This is a genomic window from Ancylobacter polymorphus, from assembly GCF_030813495.1.
In the GTDB taxonomy this organism is placed as follows: Bacteria; Pseudomonadota; Alphaproteobacteria; order Rhizobiales; family Xanthobacteraceae; genus Ancylobacter; species Ancylobacter polymorphus.
Map to the genome: position 1 here is coordinate 1 of NZ_JAUSUI010000008.1, position 16,906 is coordinate 16,906.

The 16,906-nt window shown below is 64.8% G+C and carries 15 protein-coding genes, 1 tRNA gene and 4 pseudogenes; 4 read left to right on the top strand and 16 right to left on the bottom strand.

What is annotated here, in order from left to right; translation table 11 throughout:
- A partial coding sequence (locus tag J2S75_RS17515) for an N-acetylmuramoyl-L-alanine amidase (protein WP_307021731.1) occupies nucleotides 1-1,301 on the top strand: 1,301 nt, incomplete at its 5' end.
- A gap of 207 nt (nucleotides 1,302-1,508) precedes the next feature.
- Here J2S75_RS17515 and J2S75_RS17520 read toward each other — a convergent pair.
- The 3 genes from J2S75_RS17520 to J2S75_RS17530 all read right to left on the bottom strand — a co-directional run bounded on the left by J2S75_RS17520 (nucleotide 1,509) and on the right by J2S75_RS17530 (nucleotide 5,065).
- Nucleotides 1,509-2,714 (bottom strand): NAD-dependent formate dehydrogenase, encoded by a 1,206-nt coding sequence (locus J2S75_RS17520; RefSeq protein WP_307021733.1) that lies wholly within the window; start codon nucleotides 2,712-2,714, stop codon nucleotides 1,509-1,511.
- A gap of 457 nt (nucleotides 2,715-3,171) precedes the next feature.
- Entirely contained in the window at nucleotides 3,172-4,083 is a 912-nt protein-coding gene (locus J2S75_RS17525) for a LysR family transcriptional regulator (protein WP_307021735.1), read from the bottom strand.
- Nucleotides 4,084-4,132: 49 nt separating this feature from the next.
- Entirely contained in the window at nucleotides 4,133-5,065 is a 933-nt protein-coding gene (locus J2S75_RS17530; RefSeq protein WP_307021737.1) for a CHAD domain-containing protein, read from the bottom strand.
- A gap of 157 nt (nucleotides 5,066-5,222) precedes the next feature.
- Between J2S75_RS17530 and J2S75_RS17535 the strand changes: the two genes are divergently transcribed.
- Nucleotides 5,223-5,299, top strand: a tRNA-Met gene (locus tag J2S75_RS17535).
- Here the strand turns inward: J2S75_RS17535 and J2S75_RS17540 are convergent.
- The 11 genes and pseudogenes from J2S75_RS17540 to J2S75_RS17595 form a co-directional block, all read right to left on the bottom strand.
- Nucleotides 5,256-6,179, bottom strand: coding sequence for a recombinase zinc ribbon domain-containing protein (locus J2S75_RS17540; protein ID WP_307022041.1), 924 nt, complete (start codon nucleotides 6,177-6,179; stop codon nucleotides 5,256-5,258). The two genes, J2S75_RS17535 and J2S75_RS17540, sit on opposite strands and share 44 nt — an antisense overlap.
- Nucleotides 6,153-6,488: pseudogene (locus J2S75_RS17545) on the bottom strand (recombinase family protein); the annotation flags it as partial. The gene J2S75_RS17540 and the pseudogene J2S75_RS17545, both read right to left, overlap by 27 nt.
- 1 nt (nucleotide 6,489) lies before the next feature.
- A complete protein-coding gene (locus J2S75_RS17550) occupies nucleotides 6,490-6,954 on the bottom strand; it encodes a recombinase family protein (RefSeq protein ID WP_307021738.1) in 465 nt (154 codons plus the stop codon).
- Between the two features lie 25 nt (nucleotides 6,955-6,979).
- On the bottom strand, nucleotides 6,980-7,405 hold the full coding sequence (locus J2S75_RS17555; protein WP_307021740.1) for a hypothetical protein: 426 nt from the start codon (nucleotides 7,403-7,405) through the stop codon (nucleotides 6,980-6,982).
- Between the two features lie 10 nt (nucleotides 7,406-7,415).
- Nucleotides 7,416-7,670, bottom strand: a complete 255-nt coding sequence (locus J2S75_RS17560) for a type II toxin-antitoxin system prevent-host-death family antitoxin (protein WP_267584917.1) — start codon at nucleotides 7,668-7,670, stop codon at nucleotides 7,416-7,418.
- Nucleotides 7,671-7,736: 66 nt separating this feature from the next.
- Nucleotides 7,737-7,943: a hypothetical protein gene (locus J2S75_RS17565; RefSeq protein ID WP_307021743.1), complete on the bottom strand. Its 207-nt coding sequence runs from the start codon at nucleotides 7,941-7,943 to the stop codon at nucleotides 7,737-7,739.
- A 212-nt stretch (nucleotides 7,944-8,155) separates the two neighbouring features.
- Nucleotides 8,156-8,383 (bottom strand): DUF6441 family protein, encoded by a 228-nt coding sequence (locus J2S75_RS17570; RefSeq protein ID WP_307021745.1) that lies wholly within the window; start codon nucleotides 8,381-8,383, stop codon nucleotides 8,156-8,158.
- A gap of 204 nt (nucleotides 8,384-8,587) precedes the next feature.
- On the bottom strand, nucleotides 8,588-9,808 hold the full coding sequence (locus tag J2S75_RS17575; RefSeq protein ID WP_307021747.1) for a hypothetical protein: 1,221 nt from the start codon (nucleotides 9,806-9,808) through the stop codon (nucleotides 8,588-8,590).
- 52 nt (nucleotides 9,809-9,860) lie between these two features.
- Nucleotides 9,861-10,178, bottom strand: coding sequence for a head-tail joining protein (locus J2S75_RS22545; protein WP_442320037.1), 318 nt, complete (start codon nucleotides 10,176-10,178; stop codon nucleotides 9,861-9,863).
- A gap of 135 nt (nucleotides 10,179-10,313) precedes the next feature.
- Nucleotides 10,314-11,541, bottom strand: a pseudogene (locus tag J2S75_RS22550) (hypothetical protein); the annotation flags it as partial.
- A gap of 666 nt (nucleotides 11,542-12,207) precedes the next feature.
- On the bottom strand, nucleotides 12,208-12,774 hold the full coding sequence (locus J2S75_RS17595) for a helix-turn-helix domain-containing protein (protein WP_307021755.1): 567 nt from the start codon (nucleotides 12,772-12,774) through the stop codon (nucleotides 12,208-12,210).
- Here J2S75_RS17595 and J2S75_RS17600 point away from each other — a divergent pair.
- Nucleotides 12,667-13,263: a hypothetical protein gene (locus J2S75_RS17600; protein WP_307021757.1), complete on the top strand. Its 597-nt coding sequence runs from the start codon at nucleotides 12,667-12,669 to the stop codon at nucleotides 13,261-13,263. The genes J2S75_RS17595 and J2S75_RS17600 overlap by 108 nt on opposite strands.
- A gap of 320 nt (nucleotides 13,264-13,583) precedes the next feature.
- Nucleotides 13,584-14,153: pseudogene (locus J2S75_RS17605) on the top strand (IS3 family transposase); the annotation flags it as partial.
- A 27-nt stretch (nucleotides 14,154-14,180) separates the two neighbouring features.
- Here J2S75_RS17605 and J2S75_RS17610 read toward each other — a convergent pair.
- Both J2S75_RS17610 and J2S75_RS17615 read right to left on the bottom strand, forming a co-directional pair.
- Nucleotides 14,181-14,444 (bottom strand): annotated as a pseudogene (locus J2S75_RS17610) (transposase); the annotation flags it as partial.
- A 76-nt stretch (nucleotides 14,445-14,520) separates the two neighbouring features.
- Nucleotides 14,521-16,746, bottom strand: coding sequence for a DNA/RNA non-specific endonuclease (locus J2S75_RS17615; RefSeq protein ID WP_307021759.1), 2,226 nt, complete (start codon nucleotides 16,744-16,746; stop codon nucleotides 14,521-14,523).
- Between the last annotated feature and the right edge of the window lie 160 nt (nucleotides 16,747-16,906).

The window sequence follows — 16,906 nt, forward strand, 5'->3', positions numbered from 1 at the left end:
AAGCACAGCAAAACACTTCTTCACACCCCAAACAAAACCCCGCCCGTGACACCTCACAGGCGGGGTTTTGCTGTCTGAGCCCGGGAAAACAGGGCCCCGTCAGAGCATGCGCTGATTGCGCCTTCGTCGTATTCGTCTATCCTAAGCCAAGCGAGTTCCAGGCGTCGGGGACGGTCGTGGGGAATGCCGAAGGCGCAGCGCCGGCCGCCAAATCCCCCCGGCAAGGTAAGGCCGGTCCTCGGCCGTCGCCGCGTTTCAGTTTCTCAGCGGCGCAGGCCACCATTATCGCCGCGCTTCTGGCCGCCTTCGGTGCGGTTGTCGGCCATGTTGTCTCGGGCTGGACGACACGCGAGACCGCGCTGCTCAATGCCCAAGCCGAACTCGACCAGCAGGCCAGGCGCCTCACCCATGAAATCGCGCAGCAGAATGAGAAGCAGCAGCATGAGATCTCGCTCGAACGACAGAGATTCGTGCAGCAAACGATCAGCGCGGCCATAGCGCGCGGAACGGAGGAGGAGCAGCGTCGCGCGCTCCGCTTCTACGCCACCATCGGCATCATCGCCGAGCCCTATGCGCAGAAGATCCTCGACCTTCCGCAGGACAAGCTGCCCGTGGCGGCGCAGGTGCCGACCGCCGCGATTGCCCCCTTCGGCGGCCGTCTGTGGCGCGAGGGCTCGACGCTGGGCGGGCTCACTTTGCCGAGACTGGGTATTGTCGACGGCAAAGTGGTGTCGCAGGGCGATATCGACGTCGACTTCATCCCGGCTGCGTCAATCGGCGGCCCCTTCGAGGCGGCTGATCCGCGCTTCATCGTGCTCGATTTCGCATCGACGGATGCGGCTGCGGGGCTTGTTAGCGCGTTTTCGAGGCCGCAGACGAACGCCTCGGTGCACTTTGTCATCTCCAGGGATGGCGGCATGATTCAGATGGTGCCGCTGGACCGGATTGCCTGGCACGCGGGAACCAGTGAATGGAAAGGGCTGCGGGGGTTGAATGCGCGCAGCATAGGCATTGATTTCGTCAATAACGGCCAGCTGCATCGCCGGCAGGATGGGGTCTGGATGACATGGGACGGCAAAGCCGTGCCCGAGGCGCGCGTCTGCGCGCAGGACACGCCGAGCGGCAACGGCACGGTCGGTTTCGAGTGCTACAGCGAGGCGCAGATCGCCACGTCTGTCGCGCTTGTTCGCGCGTTGAAGCAAAGCTATCCGACCGTGACCGAGGTCGTCACCCAGGCCGACATCTCGCCGGGGCGCAAAATCGGTCCCGGCCCCGCTTTCCCGCTGATGGTCTTCAGATGATGCAGACAAAGCGCGTCGGCAGGCCGGCACGCCCAGTCCTGTTCGTGCCGCTGCGGGCCGGAAGCGGGCGCGCCGGCGATGCGATCGTCTCAACAGCGGAAAACCCCGCACCTTTTGGTGCGGGGTGACGAGCGATCGCCTTCGGCGGCGTGATCGGGAGGGTTCCCGCGGACGGGAACCGAACGCCCGATCTGCTGAAAATGCGGTCTACACCGCCTTCTTGAACTTCGCCGCTTCTTCCGAACCGCCGGTCGCGTTGCCCTTGGAATAGGAATGCGCGCCGACCCCGGCGAGGTTGCCGCCCTGGACGATGAGATATTCGTCGCGGATCGGCCGGCCCTCGAAGAAACACTCGAGAATTTCCCGCGTGCCGGCGGCGTAGCGGGTCTGGGCGGTGAGCGAGGTGCCGGACATATGCGGGGTCATGCCATTCCAGGCCATGGTGCGCCAGGGGTGATCGGCCGGCGCCGGCTGCGGGAACCAGACATCGCCGGCATAGCCCGCGAGCGTGCCGTTCTCCAGCGCCCGGGCGATGGCGTCGCGGTCGCACAGCTTGCCGCGCGCAGTGTTGACGATGTAGGCGCCGCGCTTGAACAGCTTCAGCGTCTCCTCATTCACCATATGCTCGGTCTCCGGATGCAGCGGACAGTTCAGCGTCACCACATCGCAATGCGGATACATCTCGGTCGGGGAGGCGTGCCAGGTGAGGTTGAGCTCCTTCTCCACCGACTCGGGGAGACGGTGACGGTCGGTGTAGTGCAGCTTCACGTCGAAGGGCGCGAGCCGGCGCAGCACGGCGAGGCCGATGCGGCCGGCGGCAACGGTGCCGACGCTCATCGCTTCGAGATCGTAGGAGTGCTTTACGCAGTCGGCTATGTTCCAGCCGCCCTTGCGCGCCCAGTCATGCGCCGGGAGATAGTTGCGCACCAGACCGAGGATCATCATCACCACATGCTCGGCGACGCTGATCGAGTTGCAATAGGTGACTTCGGCCACGGTCACGCCGCGATCAATAGCCGACTGAAGGTCAACATGGTCGGAGCCGATGCCGGCGGTGAGCGCCAGCTTGAGGTTCTTCGCCTTGGCGAAACGCTCGGGCGTGAGATAGGCCGGCCAGAAAGGCTGGGAAATGACGATGTCGGCGTCGACCAGTTCCTTCTCGAACACCGAATCCGGGCCGTCCTTGTCGGAGGTCACCACCAGCGTATGGCCGTTGGATTCGAGGTATTTGCGCAGGCCCAGCTCACCCGACACGCTGCCCAGCATGGTGCCCGGCGTGAAGTCGATCGCCTTGGGCGTCGGCAGGGTCTGGCCGCCGGGATAATGGTCGATCTTCGGCAGGTCGTCGCGGGCATAGGTGGTGGGGTAGCCGTCGATCGGGTCATCGTAGAGAACGCACAGAACCTTCGCCATCGGGCCATTCCTCGCTTGGGGTTGAGCGGGGACGTTTCCGCCGCGTCACGCGGCAGAGCCTGCACGCCGGCCGGGCCGGCTTCTTGATCTCTGCAGGGGTGGCCGGTCCGGGAGAGCGTCCCGAAACGGCGCGGCGGTCGTCCTTTGTACCGGGTGGGGCGGGGTGATCGGCCCCGCCTTTCGCCGGCCCGCCGACACTGGCCCGGGCGTGGCAGCGGTTCAAATTGAAAGCGGTGAACAATTGATAGACGGCGGATATGAAGGTTCGCGCCCCGCGGGCCCAGTCGGCTTCCTCGTGCCCTTGCGCGACGGCGTGCCGGCGACGGCCCGAGACCGCCGCTGCTGTCCGTGGGCGCCTGCGGCAGGGCTTTCCGGGCGAAGCCGGTGTCTGGGCGATGAGAGGGGGTAGGGCGAGGCGTCGCGGCGCCTGTCCGGTCGTGGCCGCGCCGCCGGCCCGTCAGTTGAACAGCCCTTCCAGCGTCCCCTCGCGCGCGAGTTTCTGCGCCAGCCGGTGCAGCGCGCCGGCCACGGGGCTCAGCGGGTCGCGCTCGGAGAGCACGAGGCCGATCGGCTGCACATGCACCGGGTCCACCAGCGGCACGGCGGCGAGATCGACGCCGTCGCCCAGCCCGCGAAAGCTCGCCTCCGGCACCAGGCTGTTCCATGGGCCCCGCCGCACGAAGGACCACACGCCCATGAAGGAATTGGTCTCGATCACAGGGGCGGAGGCGAGGCCGGCCTCGGCCATCACCTGGTCGATGATGCGGCGGTTCTGCATGTCCGGGGTGAGCAGGCACAGGGGCTGTGCCGCCGCTTCCGCCCAGCGCAGGCTGCGCCGGCGGGCGAGCGGCTCGTCGGGTCGGGTGATGAAGACATAATGCTCGCGGTAGAGCGGCACGCGGCGCACGCGGTTCAGCGGCTCATTGTCGAGATAGGTGATGCCGGCGTCGAGCTCCATCGCGTCGAGCCCGCGCTGGATCGCCGCCGAGGAGAGGGTGAGCATCTGCACCTTCACCCCGGGATGGCGGTCGCGGAAGGGGGCGAGCAAGGCCGGCGCGGCGGCGGTCGCGGCGGGAATGGCGCCGACGCGCAGCGTGCCGGTTATGGCGCTGCCGCTCTCGGCCTTTTCCTGCTTCAGGCTCTCATAATCGGCGGCGATCTGCCGGGCCCAGCCGAGCACGCGCTCGCCTTCCGCGGTGAAGCCGAGAAAGCGATGGCCGCGCGCGACGATGGGCACGCCCAGTTCCTGCTCCAGCTTGCGGATGCCGGCGGACAGCGTCGGCTGGGTGACATGGCAGGCGGCCGCCGCACGCCCGAAATGCTTCTCGCGGGCCAAAGCGACGAGATAGTGCATCTGCCGCACGAACATGGGCGGTTCCAAATCTCCTCAGGGGCGCGGCGTGGGCGTCCCGGCCCCGCTATTTCCGCTCGGATACAGCAGACATATAGGCGGAAAGCCTTCGGCGAAAGGCCTTCGGCTTTTCCGCGAACAGGCGGGCGTGGAGCCGAAGGGCGGAATGGGCGAGCTTGCCCTGCCGCGCGGCGATGGCGGCGAGCAGCGGGGCGCACCAGGCCGGGCGCCGGCCGGCGCGCGCGGGCTGCGCCTCGGCCAGCGCCCGCAGCACGGCGAGATCGTGATGCTTGCCGAGCTTGTCGCGCAGCCGCTGCAATTCGTCGACCCAGAACTGGCCGAGCGCCGGCCAGTCTGCGATCACCAACTCCATCTGGTAGCGCTGGGCGATCACATCCTTGCGCAGCTCATGCAGGCTTTCGTCGTCGGCCGGGTCGACCGCGCGGCCGGCGCGGCGCGCCTTGGCATAGGAGGCGGCGAGGGCGGCAAGCAGCGCCTCCTCATCCAGCGCGGCGCCGAGCCGGGGCAGGGCCTCGGCCAGAGCCGCCATTTCCGCTTCCAGCGTGGCGCGATGCGCGCCGACGCCGTCGCCCTCCGGCACCGGTGCGTCGGTGCTGGCGAGGGCGCGGCCGGCGGCGCGGCGGGTGGCCTTGGCCAGGCCGGCCTTGGCGACGAGATCGTCCAGCGCGTCTTCGCGCGCCGCCGTGTCGCGGGCCTGCGCGAGATGGCGTGCGGTTTCCGCCAAGGCGCGCCGGGCGGCGCGGGCGCGCTGGGAAACCGCGCGGGCGGGGGCGGCCTCGGCGAGCCGCAGCAGCGCCCGCAGCCGCTTGAAGCCCTTGCGCACCCCGTGCACCGCCGCTTCCGGATCGCGGAGGGCAAGCGCCCCCTGGGCCTCGGTGAAGGCCTCGCCCAGCGCCAGCGCCAGCCGCGTGGGCGGCGCATCTTCCGCCGGAACGGGACTATCCACCGCTGCCGCAGCGCTGTCAGAACCCTTCTCCACGATGAAAGACCTTTCCAAATCAGCCTGTTAGGTGCTTTCTCAACGCCCGAGACGACGATAGGGTGACAAAAAGATAGCCCGGCCCCCTTTCATTTGGCCATGCGGATTGCTAGATAGCCGCCATCGGCAAGACGCCACGGCGACTTTCCGTCTCTGACGCGGGGTGGAGCAGCCCGGTAGCTCGTCAGGCTCATAACCTGAAGGCCGCAGGTTCAAATCCTGCCCCCGCAACCACTGATACCGACAAACCCGCAGCCTCGGCTGCGGGTTTTGTTTTTCTGCCGGTCTTTCCGATGGCCTGGCGCTCGGTCCATTCGAGGATGGTGCGCAGTTCGCCGTGCAGCGCCGCGAACATCTCGCCTCGTTCATCGCCCGGCGTCAGCACGATCCGCTCGATCAGCATCCGCAAAGCTTCCGCTGCCTGAGGCCTTTCTTCCGGCCGGTTCAGCGCATAGGTCAGATTCGCGACCTTGCTCGCATAGATGACCGCGGCCCTCGCCAGCATGTCCGGCACGTCGTTGGGAACATCGACCAGTAGCGCTGAAAGCTCCTTCTTTCGGGCCTCCAACGTGTCCATCTCTGCCTTCATGCTCTCATGGAACATTCCGGCCTTGATGGCCTCGATGATGCCCCTGATCTGCTTCTCTACCTTGACCAGCTCCGCTTTCCAGGCCTCGCCATTCGAGCGGCGTTCCCGATTGAGCCGGTTCGTTTCTTCGGCATAAGCGCGCATCGCCTCAGCCGCGACCTCAGGCGCCATCATCCGGCCCTTGAGACCGGCCAGCACGCGGCGCTCCAAGTCCTCGCGCGGGATCGTCCGGCTGTTGGAGCAGGTACCTTTGCTGATGTGGTTTGAGCAGGCGAAACGGTCGGATCCACGCAGAGAATACGGACCACCACAGCAGCCGCAGAATATCAGCCCCGAGAGCAGCGATTTCGGCCTGCGGCCACCGTTCAGCCGATTCTTGGTATGGTGATCACGGATGGCCTCGGTGACATTCACATACTTCTCAGTGATCTCGCCTTGCCGCTCGCGCACGGCTTGCCACAGCTCGTCGTCGACGATGCGGAGCTCGGGGACGTCCTTGACGATCCATTCCGACCGGGGATTCATCCGCGAGACGCGCTTGCCGGTTGACGGGTCTTTGACATATCGAAGCCGGTTCCAGAGCAAGCGGCCGACATAAAGCTCATTGTTCACGAGGCCGGTTCAGCGCTTGACGTGACCGCGGATCGTTGTGTCGCTCCACAGTTTGCCGCTCGGGCCGGGAATGCCCTCCTCGTTCAGTCGCCGCGCAATGGTGCGCGGACCGACACCATCCGCGAACTCGCGAAACACACGTCGAACAATGTTAGCTTCGACCTCGTCGATCTCACGGTCTCCCCGAACGGGATTGCCGTATGTGTCGAGCTTCTTCACCACCCTATAGCCGTAGCAGAGCCCACCGCCCGACTTGCCGTCCTCGATACGACCACGGAGGCGCGCGATGCGTCTTGGCGGCAAGGTCCTTGAGGAATAGCGCGTTCATCGTGCCCTTCAGGCCGACATGCAATTCGCTGATCTCGCCTTCAGCCAATGTGACGATCGGCACGCCGGCGAATTTGAGGTGCTTGAACAGCGTCGCAATGTCCGCCTGGTCGCGGCTGATGCGGTCCAGCGCCTCGGCCATCACCACATCGAATTGTCCCGCCTGCGCGTCCTGCAGCAGCATCTGGATGCCAGGTCGCAGGATCATACTCGAACCGGAAATCCCTGCGTCCTTGTAAGTGGCGACCACGCTCCACGTGTCGCGCCTCGCCTGCTCACGGCAGAGGCGAAGCTGGTCTTCGATTGAGGCTTCCCGCTGATGATCTGAGGAATAGCAGGCATAGAGCGCGACGCGGGTCATAGACCTTCCTTTCGTGTCTCCATGGTCAGCGGCGGACGGCACCACTTTTCTTCGCTCGTGCCATTTCGAGGAAGCTGGTCCTGATCTTCGCGAACAGCCCTGGCGGGATGAATCCGTAGCTGAACTCACCTGGCTTGCCAGGAACCGGCGACAGCCCGCTATTCGGCCATTCGTCGATATTGTGCTCCGATACGATCACCCAACTCGGCTCGCTGTCGAGGCCGATAGCCTCTTTCACCTTCGCCGGAATCTCGATCCCCACCGTATCGCCGGACGGCGGCGTATGGGTGATCGGCAGCAAGACTACATAGCGAGGGCGGACAAGGGAATCGGTCGCGGCGACAAGGCAGGTCGGGCGATCCTTGCCTTGATCGCGGCCGGCAGCTGCCTCGTGCGTCCAGAGGTAATCATAGCGAAGGATGAGGCCGGGCCTTGGCTCGGGAAACGCCACGGCGAGCGCTCTACTTCAACAGATCGTTCAGGTGCGCGTGCTCGGCGTCCATCTCCGCACGCTCCACCGCGTCGATCACCACATCGATGGCATCGGCCGTGCGGTGGGTCCGCTGCGCGGCGGCCCGAAGCCAATCATAATGGTCAGCGGACATCAGCACGAACTCGCGACGTCCGTGCCGTGTGATTTCCACCGGCTCGCGCTGGGCCTGATGCTGAAACTCGCCGAACTTGCGCTGGAATTCGAGGGAGCCGACTCTCGCCATGGCGGGCATCCTTTCAGATCGAATGCCAGAATTATACGTATAATTTGTTTATGGGCAAAGCTGGAATTACGCCTCCTCGCCCGGCGAACGTTTCCTCCGGACCTTCCGCTCCAACGCGATGTGCCGATCAAACTGCTCGCGGGCCATCTGGCGACCGATGATCCGGGCGAGAGTCAGAATCGCCTTTTCGGCACGTTTGGCGCGGGCCAGCGCCGTCTCCGGTCCGGCGGCCGGTCCGAGTGCCTTGGTGTTCCTGTGCCGCTTGAGCGCCATTGCATCCGAGAATCCCGAGCCGGAAAGGCCCGGGACGACCGAAGACCTATCCGAGCGCACGGGAAAGCCCCTAACGAAGGTCGTGCGGCGAATAGGACGCCATCGCGTACAAATAGGACGCCTTGTCTGAGATGTTACAAGCGCCGCGGCGATCCGGGCATCATCCGCGACCAGCAGCGAGGGACGGCCACGGCGATAAACGAACCGAAGCTTCAGGCCGGTTCGCCACTGCCAGCCTTCGGGCGTGATTTTTCGCGCGAGCCAACGGCACTCCGTCCGCTCTTGCCGGCGGCAACTGTCGGGATCGCCAGGAACAGGCCGCGCAACGAGCGGATCACGACGCCACGATCAAAGGCATCGACGAGCTTTGACGCGCGCGACCAGACATTGGCTGCGGCTTGGGCATTCTCGCCCACCTTGGGAAGGTCTTTCCCCAGCATGTCCGAGACAGCCGTTCTCCGAGCCCGGCCGCGACGGCATCTTCGCGGAGATCCTGCTTCAGGCCATCAGCAGCGTCGGGCATCCCCCGACGTGACAGCGCGTTCGACATCCTTCTCGGTTTCAGCAAGCACTTTGCCGAGATCGGGACGCTGGATGGTGAAGCGCATTAGGTTTCTTTATTGTGCTCAGTTCAGTCGGCTGGATCAGTTGGCTTGCATCGCGCTATCGAAACGCAACGAGGGTTCGAGTAAATCTGCGAATTTTTGTTCAAACACCCCAACAATCTCTTGGTTGTGGTAGATGTTTATTTCTTCTATTGTTGCCAACCTAGCAATGCCTCTGCGTATGATACCAAGGTATCCATTATAGTTCGCTTGATACAGAATCACCCTCTCTCTAACGTCCGGTCGCGAAGAAGCGCTCGATACGGCGTAAAGATCTTCTAATGCCTTTCGCGCTTCCTCAAAATTGAAACTGGTTGCTCCAGCATCTACTGCCTCTTGAAGGCGGGATGGCATAGTGCGAAGCGCCAACAACGCATTTTCGGCGGCCAGTCTCAAGGGATGTTCAGCGATCTTGTCGACTGCGATCCTAGCCCGAGTGATCTCTTGCATGCCTGATACGAAATTAGCACGCAAGAATTCGACTTGAGAGCCGACCTCTGCAGTTTGTAGATTTTGCGCCTCGACGTATGCTTTTATCAGAGCCGTCTGCTCAGCATTCCAGATTGCCGCGAACTCGCTGTTGGGATGCGTCAGCTTGTCAGCGGCATCGCGAACGAACAGATCGAACCAACCCGACACGCCGTCCTTGCCAAGGAAAAAGTCCTCAAACGCCAATGGAATGCGTTTTGCGCTGTCTCCGCATCGGACGCGAAGTTCGTCGAGCACGGCGGCTTCCGCAACGGACCGCACTTGTGCTATCGCCGAGTCTGCCTCTCCGCGCTCGTTAGAGTCGCGACGTGCGGCCAACGCATCGTCAAAGGTGTCTGGCAACAGCGCGAGAACTGCCTTCCGCTCATCAATGTCAGCACTACCGACCGAAAAGCTGCGTGCCTGCGCGACTTTTGTTTCTTCGGAAAGGAAAGACTTGACGCGCGCCGCAAAGCCAAACCCGGCTTGATCGCCCAGCCGGTCATCCTCCTTCCCCAATGTGCCCTCAAATTTTGCGATCAAGGCGCGCAGAGCGTCTATCTGCGCCAAACGTAGCGCAGCAACGACGTAATGGTTCTCGTCAATACCGGACCAACCGTCCAGAAAGCGCTCGCAGATTTTGCGATCAACATGCTTGAACAGGTCCGTCGCAAGATTCCCGGCGACGCCACCAGCAAGCCCCGCCGCAAGTGGCGTCGCTGCTGCGCTGACGCCGCCTGTGAACGCCGCCCCAAGGAAACCAAGCCCTAGTGTCGCCAATACCGTCCGCAAGTGCGCCTCCGAGCAACTTAGAAGGTCTTTACCAGAAATCGGCCGATTTCGCCTACACCTGTACGGCCTCGCAGGCTGACACCAGCCCGAGCGCATCGCCCATCGGTTCGCCGATGATCCGATAAGTCTCGGCCCCAATCAGGATCAGATCGCCCTCGGCGATCGTTGCCGCCTGCGAGCGACTGATATCGATACCGACGGTCGGCAGAACGGCGCGGCTGTCCCCGAATTCCGCCACGCGGTCGGGCGACTTGCGGATGACGCGGACAGCGGCGCCACCGCTGACGCCGCCCGCCTTCCAAAGCGCGTCCTCGCCGATATTGGGATCGGCGAAGAGCGCATCGATGGCCGAAGCGAAAGCGTCGATCACGGATCGTTCGCCCGGAAGGAGGCATTGAGCCGAACACGGCCGGTGGTGTTGCTTGGCGACCCCGCGACCGCCGCCGCCCCGACCCCGATCAGAAGGTTGGAGCGGCGACGGCCGTACAGCGCCGGTTGGTGTCGTCCCGCGCCGACGTTCACGCCATTGAATGTACCAGTCCCACACGATCGGGAAGACCAGCAGACTGAAGCTCAGATTCTCCAGCGGCACGCCGAAGCCATGGACCGCGCCGCTGGGTGACGCCGCCAGCGCACCGAACATCAGGCCAAGATGCTCGACCTTTTGGGATGCCGTCTCCTCGCCCCAGACTCCGTTGCGCTGATAGCCGAAGGCCGTCAGCGTCGCCGTCTTGAAGCGGACGAGATCGGCCATCTCCTCGGCCAGCTGGGGCGGGCATCGAGCGCCGGGCTTGCAAGGTCCGGATCCGGCAGCGATCCATCCTCTTCCCGGCAAAACCGGTACAGCCCGCGCGGCCGGGAGGATTGGTCGAGCAGGCCCGGAAAGCGGATCGAGTAGCGCTGCTTCATGGCGGCAGCCTGGAAACGCCGATAGTCGGTCGTTCCCGTGATCACCACGCGCTGTACCCACTCAAGGATCTCCTGCCTCTCCCTCAATGGGCGGCGGTCAAAATCATGCGGCAGGTGCCAGGCGAGGCGCCGTCGCTCCGCGCGGCTGATGCCGGCAATGGTCCCCGCCGAGGTGCAGCGGTCTCCGTTCGGCAGCTTCGAGCGGAAGTAGCCCGGCGGCAGGCGGTAGCGCCGCTCGATAAGCTCCAGCGCCGCAAGACTTCGCGAGGCGCGCGGCACCTTCACGCCGCGGCGCCACAGGTTGAGTGCCGTGGCATCGACCTGGGTCGCGCTCGCCTCAAGGACACGTGCGAGATGCTTCGCGGTGTCGCCATGGCGGCGCATGTGAAGATCGAGCGCATCGGCGAATGACGGCGGGTCCGTCCAGGGCCGGCCGTCGCTCTCGGGAAACTCGACGATGGGCTTCGCCCGCGGGCCGCGTCGGCGCGGCGCAGCGTCTAGGCGGTCGGCATCACGATGGGCCCGCCTCGCTCCAAGGCGGACGTTTGTCGGCGCGCCGCGGCACGCTTCACCGTGACGTGGCCGCGGCGGGCCAATTTACGGCGCAGCGCATCAAGGCCGGGCGCAAGCACGGGGCCGGCATGCTACAGATCGGCGTGATCCACATCACAGGCGTGAGCGATTGCGTGCCAGTCATAGTCGCGCTCCGTCAGGGGTGGTGGCACGCGCGCGGCGAGCAGATCGAGGAGCCAGTTCTGGAAGAGATCGGCGTCGCGGGGCGACAGGACGGTCGTGGCACGCTGCTGGCAGAACTTCACCAACATGCGCGCGAAGCTCGTACGGGGCATCGGCGGTCAGTGCAGGCACGTTGTGGAGAGGCGACTCACCTCGAACAGGGGCGGCGTTTTTGCCGAGAAGCCTTTCTCTCGACCACGATCCAAAAGTGGCAGGGCTCACGATCCAAAACCAAGGGGTGATGGTCCTCAGGCCGGCATCAGACGGCAGCAATGTGTGGCTAAGCGTTCAGCCAACAAGCTTCCCGAGAAGCCCGCACATTGCTCTCGAGCGGCGCAATGTGTCGAGATTTAGCAAATACATTGCAAAAATAACCATCCGACCGCCGCGCAATGTGCGCGCTTTTATCCTGCCATCAAGCCACCTCACTCCGTCCGGCCTAAACGAGATCACGTCACATCGCTACGATACTATGACAAAGCGGCAGAAAACGCGACATAGGCGCCTAGAGCTACCGAATTTACCTTAAGTTCTCCGAAAATACGCCAACTGGGTGTTCCACAGGCCGCCGCGTGAGCAGCGACGTAGCGATTCATCGCCATGCCTAACTTGAGACTGCTGTCGGTGATGCGCAGCCGAACCCCTGCAGATCGGCGGTCGCATTGCACAGAAGCTGCAAAGGAACTGCGGCCGAACCGCAGTCGGGCTGCACAGAGGTCGCAGTCTCTTGCGCGCCTGCTGCAGCGGATGTGGGACTATCCGGACGTCGGTGGCTTCCGAAGGCGCACACCGGCACCGCCACCGTTCTCGGGGGTAAACTCTATGCCGGCTTGCTCGAGCGCTGCGATGATGGAGGCCAGATTGCCCGCGTGGGGAACGCGAACGCCGCGCTCGAAGTCGACAATGGTCGGACGAGACACCTGTGCCGCTGCCGCAAGCTCAGCCTGACTCCAACCGAGCATCCCTCGCGCTCCACGGCACTGGGCGGGCGAAATTTCCGTCACGTTCAAGGCACCGTCAAAGTTTGACTTTTTGAAAAACAACTGCATTCTGAGATAGCCGCCAACGGCGGCTAAGCGGTCGGAAAAGGTGTTTGCGCCACCTCTCCCGACCTGACCACAATCAAGCTGCTTGGAGCTCGGATCATGGCTGATTCTGAGATTAGCACGAGTCTGTCCCGGCCATCCCGTAGGGACCTTCTCTCTGCCGCCCTGATGACGATCGGCGGCACCTCCTTCAACAATTCCGCTGCGGCTGCGCCGCAGGATGGTGGCACGACGGACGCCGCAGTCATTGCGTGGAATGCGTGGCGCGCCGCGCATCGGCGAACGCTTGCACTGTGCCAGAAGCAGCAACGTCTGGAGTCCGAACTCGCGCGGATGATCGGCTTTCCGCAGGCGGTTCTGGCTGCAGCCGAATTGCCATCACCGGTGCGCATAAGCTCGCTTCGGCAGTTCGATGAGCTTGCGGCCGATATGCCGTCGCTCTGCACGCGGCGCGCCGAAGTCGCCGCAGTGCTGCGCGCACATCAGCAGCGTTGGGACGACGCGGATCGCGCCATCGGCTACTCCGTCGCTCGGCAGCAAGAGGAGGCGGCTTCCGACGAAGAAGAGCGCCTGATGAAGGGAGTTCTTGCAGCGGAAGCCACGTCTCTTCGGGGCCTCTCCACGAAGCTCGACGTGCTGCTTGCCGTAGGCGCGGATGGCGCCGAGGGGCGGCATTTCCCGTGGCCAGAGCTGCGGCGCATCCGCAGGGATGTTGCGCGCTTGATGCAGTTGCGGCGTCACGATGCTGTCGGCTTCACTGCTTGATCCGCGACGCCCGCAAGACGGAGACGCCCGGTAGGGTCGTCGCTGCGCTGACCTTTGGCTATTGGACCGCCATGGTCGGGCGCGAATATGAAGACCTTTGGCAGCGCACCCTGAAGGACATTGCGCGGCAAGAGGGCGGCAAAGGCCTCACCCGCAAACACTTCTCCAAGCCGCTGGCCCCTGTGCGCACCCTGCGTAACCGCATCGCGCATCACGAGCCGATCCTGTATTTGGATCTGCCCAAGCACTACTACAGCCTGCTGCAGCTGACCCATTGGCTCTCGCCAGTCGCGGCGCAATGGTGCCGCAACGTGTCCCGTTTGCTACGTCGCACGCGGACGACCGACAGCCGCCATTCCTATCCGATCGCTCCCAACAGGCTCGCCCGCAATTTCAGGACTTCCGCGCCGAACCAGATCTGGCTGGCGGACCTCACCTACATCCCCACAGGCGAGGGCTGGCTCTACCTCGCCGGCGTGCTCGACATGCACACCCGAAAGCTGGTTGGCTGGTCCATGCGCGAGACATTGCATACCCAGATCGCGCTGGAGGCCCTCGCCATGGCCATCGAGCGCCAGCGGCCGGCACCCGGCCTGATCCACCACTCAGATCGTGGGATTCAATACGCTGCCGAGGCCTACCGCCGGGCACTTACCGCAGCGGGCATCACCCCATCCATGAGCCGCAAGGGCGACTGCTGGGACAATGCACCGATGGAGAGCTTCTTCCACACCCTGAAAACTGTGCGGGTCCACCATCGCCTCTATGCCACCAGGGCCGAGGCGCGACGGGATCTGTTCGGATACATTGAGGGCTTCTACAATTCCCGCCGCCTGCACTCGGCCCTCGGCTATATCAGCCCAGCCGAGATGGAACGCAGAGCGGCTTAACCCCGTCCACTTTTTAGGGGGAAGATCACCCCCGTCCCGCCAGGCCGCAAACCAGCGATAGGCCGAGCTCTTGGGTGGAAGGTCGCTCGGTAGAAGCCGCCAGGCGATGCCGCCGCGCATCACATAGAAGATCGCGTTGACGATCTCGCGCAGCGGCCTCGACAGAGGCCGACCGGTTCGCTTCGGCGCCGGCAGCAACGGCGCAACCAGCCGCCACTCCGCATCCGTCAAATCCGTTTCGTATCGAAGTCCCGCGCGACTATGCTGCCGGCGAGTGGCTGGGGTCCACATCGCTCGCTCCAAGATGGCCTGAACAACCTCTTGGAATCACGAGCGCCCCAGCCGCTCAACTCTTTCGGAACGGGCTCTAAGCCGCAGGATGGTCGGCGACACCCGGCAGTTCCGAGACCTGCGTCACCCCGGCGCACATGGCGAGCTCGGCGCCCGAGGCGTCGGCATACTGGTCCGCCTCGCGCACCTCGGGTGCGAAGACGACGCCCGCCGCGCGCTCGATCTCGAACAGGGGCACCATCTTGCGGCTGAAGTTCTCCGGCACGATGAATTCCTCCTCGCCCGGGGGAAGGTCGGTCAGATCCTGCTCCAAGACGAAGCCGTAGCTGGCGATGCCGTCCTCCACCCTGGCGACGATGACCTTCCAGAACCGCGCGGGAATCTGCACGCGGATCTTCACGCGCGGGCCGCCGACGCCGATGAAGACCTGATCAGCCCGGGTGAGGACCGGCCCCGCGAAGACGCAGAGGCGCTCGGAGGAGGCCTGCGAGAGCACGTGGTTCTCGAGGTCGCCCCAATTGTCCTCCCCGCGCGCCGACTGGTTGAACCCAGCCACCTGCGGCGAGCAGTTGGTGACGTGGAAGGTGTCACCGTTGGCCCGCTTCAGCAGGTCATAGGTGGCGCCCCAGGCCACATCGTCGCGCCGTACGATGTGGCCCTTGTCGAACATGCCGCCGTCGCGCGTGAAGAAGGCATCGGACAATTGGTGGGCGGGGTCGATGCGCGGGTCGGGAAACCACTTCTCCTGGTCGGACTTGGTCAGCTCTCCCAGCACCTTGCGGCCATAGTCCCGGCCCCGTTCCGGCTCCTTCAGCGCGCGCTCGGCGGTGACGTTGGCGGCGGTGACGAGGGCGATGCGCCGCGCGGCGTGCATGCGCAGCGAGAAGTTCTGATAGCGCAGCTCCGTGCCGCCGCCGTTCACTGGCGCGAGCTTGCCCGGGTCGCGCGCGTCGGGCATGGGCACCGCGATGCCGAGGAAGCCCGGATCGTAGCCGCGCCGGTTGGAGTATTCGCCGTCGTGCCAGGGCTCGACCAGTTTCTCGGTCTGGTCGGCTACGTCCGGCGCGAGCGCTTCCACGGCGCCGACGGCCGCCCCGGCCGGAATGCCGAGGCGCACTGTGATCTGGAGCGGGATCTCCACCGTCACTTCGCCGCCCCCGGCGCGCACCGTGCCCGTGGATGCGGAAGCGGCGGCGGCCGGGTTCGGCGACGCCGGTGGCGGCGTGGCACCATTCCCGGCCGCCACGGCGCTCTCGCCATCCCACCAGCCGGACCAGGGTGCCGTTCCGCCCGAGGCGGTGCCGGCGAAGTTGACGCCAGCGCTCACCACGCGCCCGTCCCGCGCCAGCTCGAACGCTGGCACACCGTAGTTCATGGTGAGGTAGCGCCCGCCGAAATGCAGCGCGAGGACCTCCCCGGTCCTAGGGTCGATCACCGCCGAACCAGAATTGCCGCCCAGCGTCGAGCAGTCGTGCGCGGCGGCCGGCACCAGCTTCCCGAAACTCGCGGTCTCCCGGCGGCCATGGATCCATCCGGGCTGGAGGCGCTTGACGCCATAGACCCCGCCGAAGGTGGAGTCCTGCACGTCGCGAGCGTTGCGCGGATCGAAGGCGGGATAGCCGATCACCACCACGTCCTGCTTGGTGTCGGCGGTGGTGTCGGCGAGCGACAGCTTGAGCGGCTTGATAGCGTCAGGAAGCCCGTCCACCTCGAGCAAGGCCATGTCCCAATAGGGATGCACCATGCGGACTCGGCGCACCTCCAGGACCTGCCCCGCCGGCTGGTCACGCTCGCGGCGGAAGTCGACCCCCGCCCGCAGGCCGGGCTTCATGCGGATTCCGGTTTCGCCCACGCCATCGGCGAAGATCCCCGCCACGTGGCGGTTGGTCATGAGCAGGCCCTTGCCCACCACGAAGCCGGTGCCGCCATAGGGCGCGGTGGGATGTCCCGGAAGCTCGATGCGCCCGATGGAGGGGATGCAGGCCTTGATATGCGCGTGAAGTGCCGCGTCCGCGTCGAGATGGCGCCAGAGAGGGTCCATGATCAGGAAGTCGCCCTCGACGATGTCGATGGCCGGCCGCTTGCCCGGAACAACGATCGCCTCCAGGCCGTCCTGCTCGCCGGCGTTGAGGTCGTGGTTCCCGACGAGGATCTTCTTGAGGCCGGCGCGCGCCTGCTCGACCTTCGGGCTGTCCGTATTTTCGAGAACGCCGGGCTCCGGCATGAGCGCTTCGAGCCCGCCCTCGCGCTCGGAAATAAGCTTCAGATAGTCGACCAACCTTTTCGTGGCGAACGACGACATCTTTCCCTCCCCGAATATTGTGCAACTCAAGATTTCATATTAGCTTTACATCACCCGCGCGACGACGCCACTGGGCATTTCGACAGATCCATGGGGGCCGCCGGCGGAAGACGAGCCGCTGGCTCCCAAAGAGTCGTTGCGCGCCTGACGAGCAGGGGGC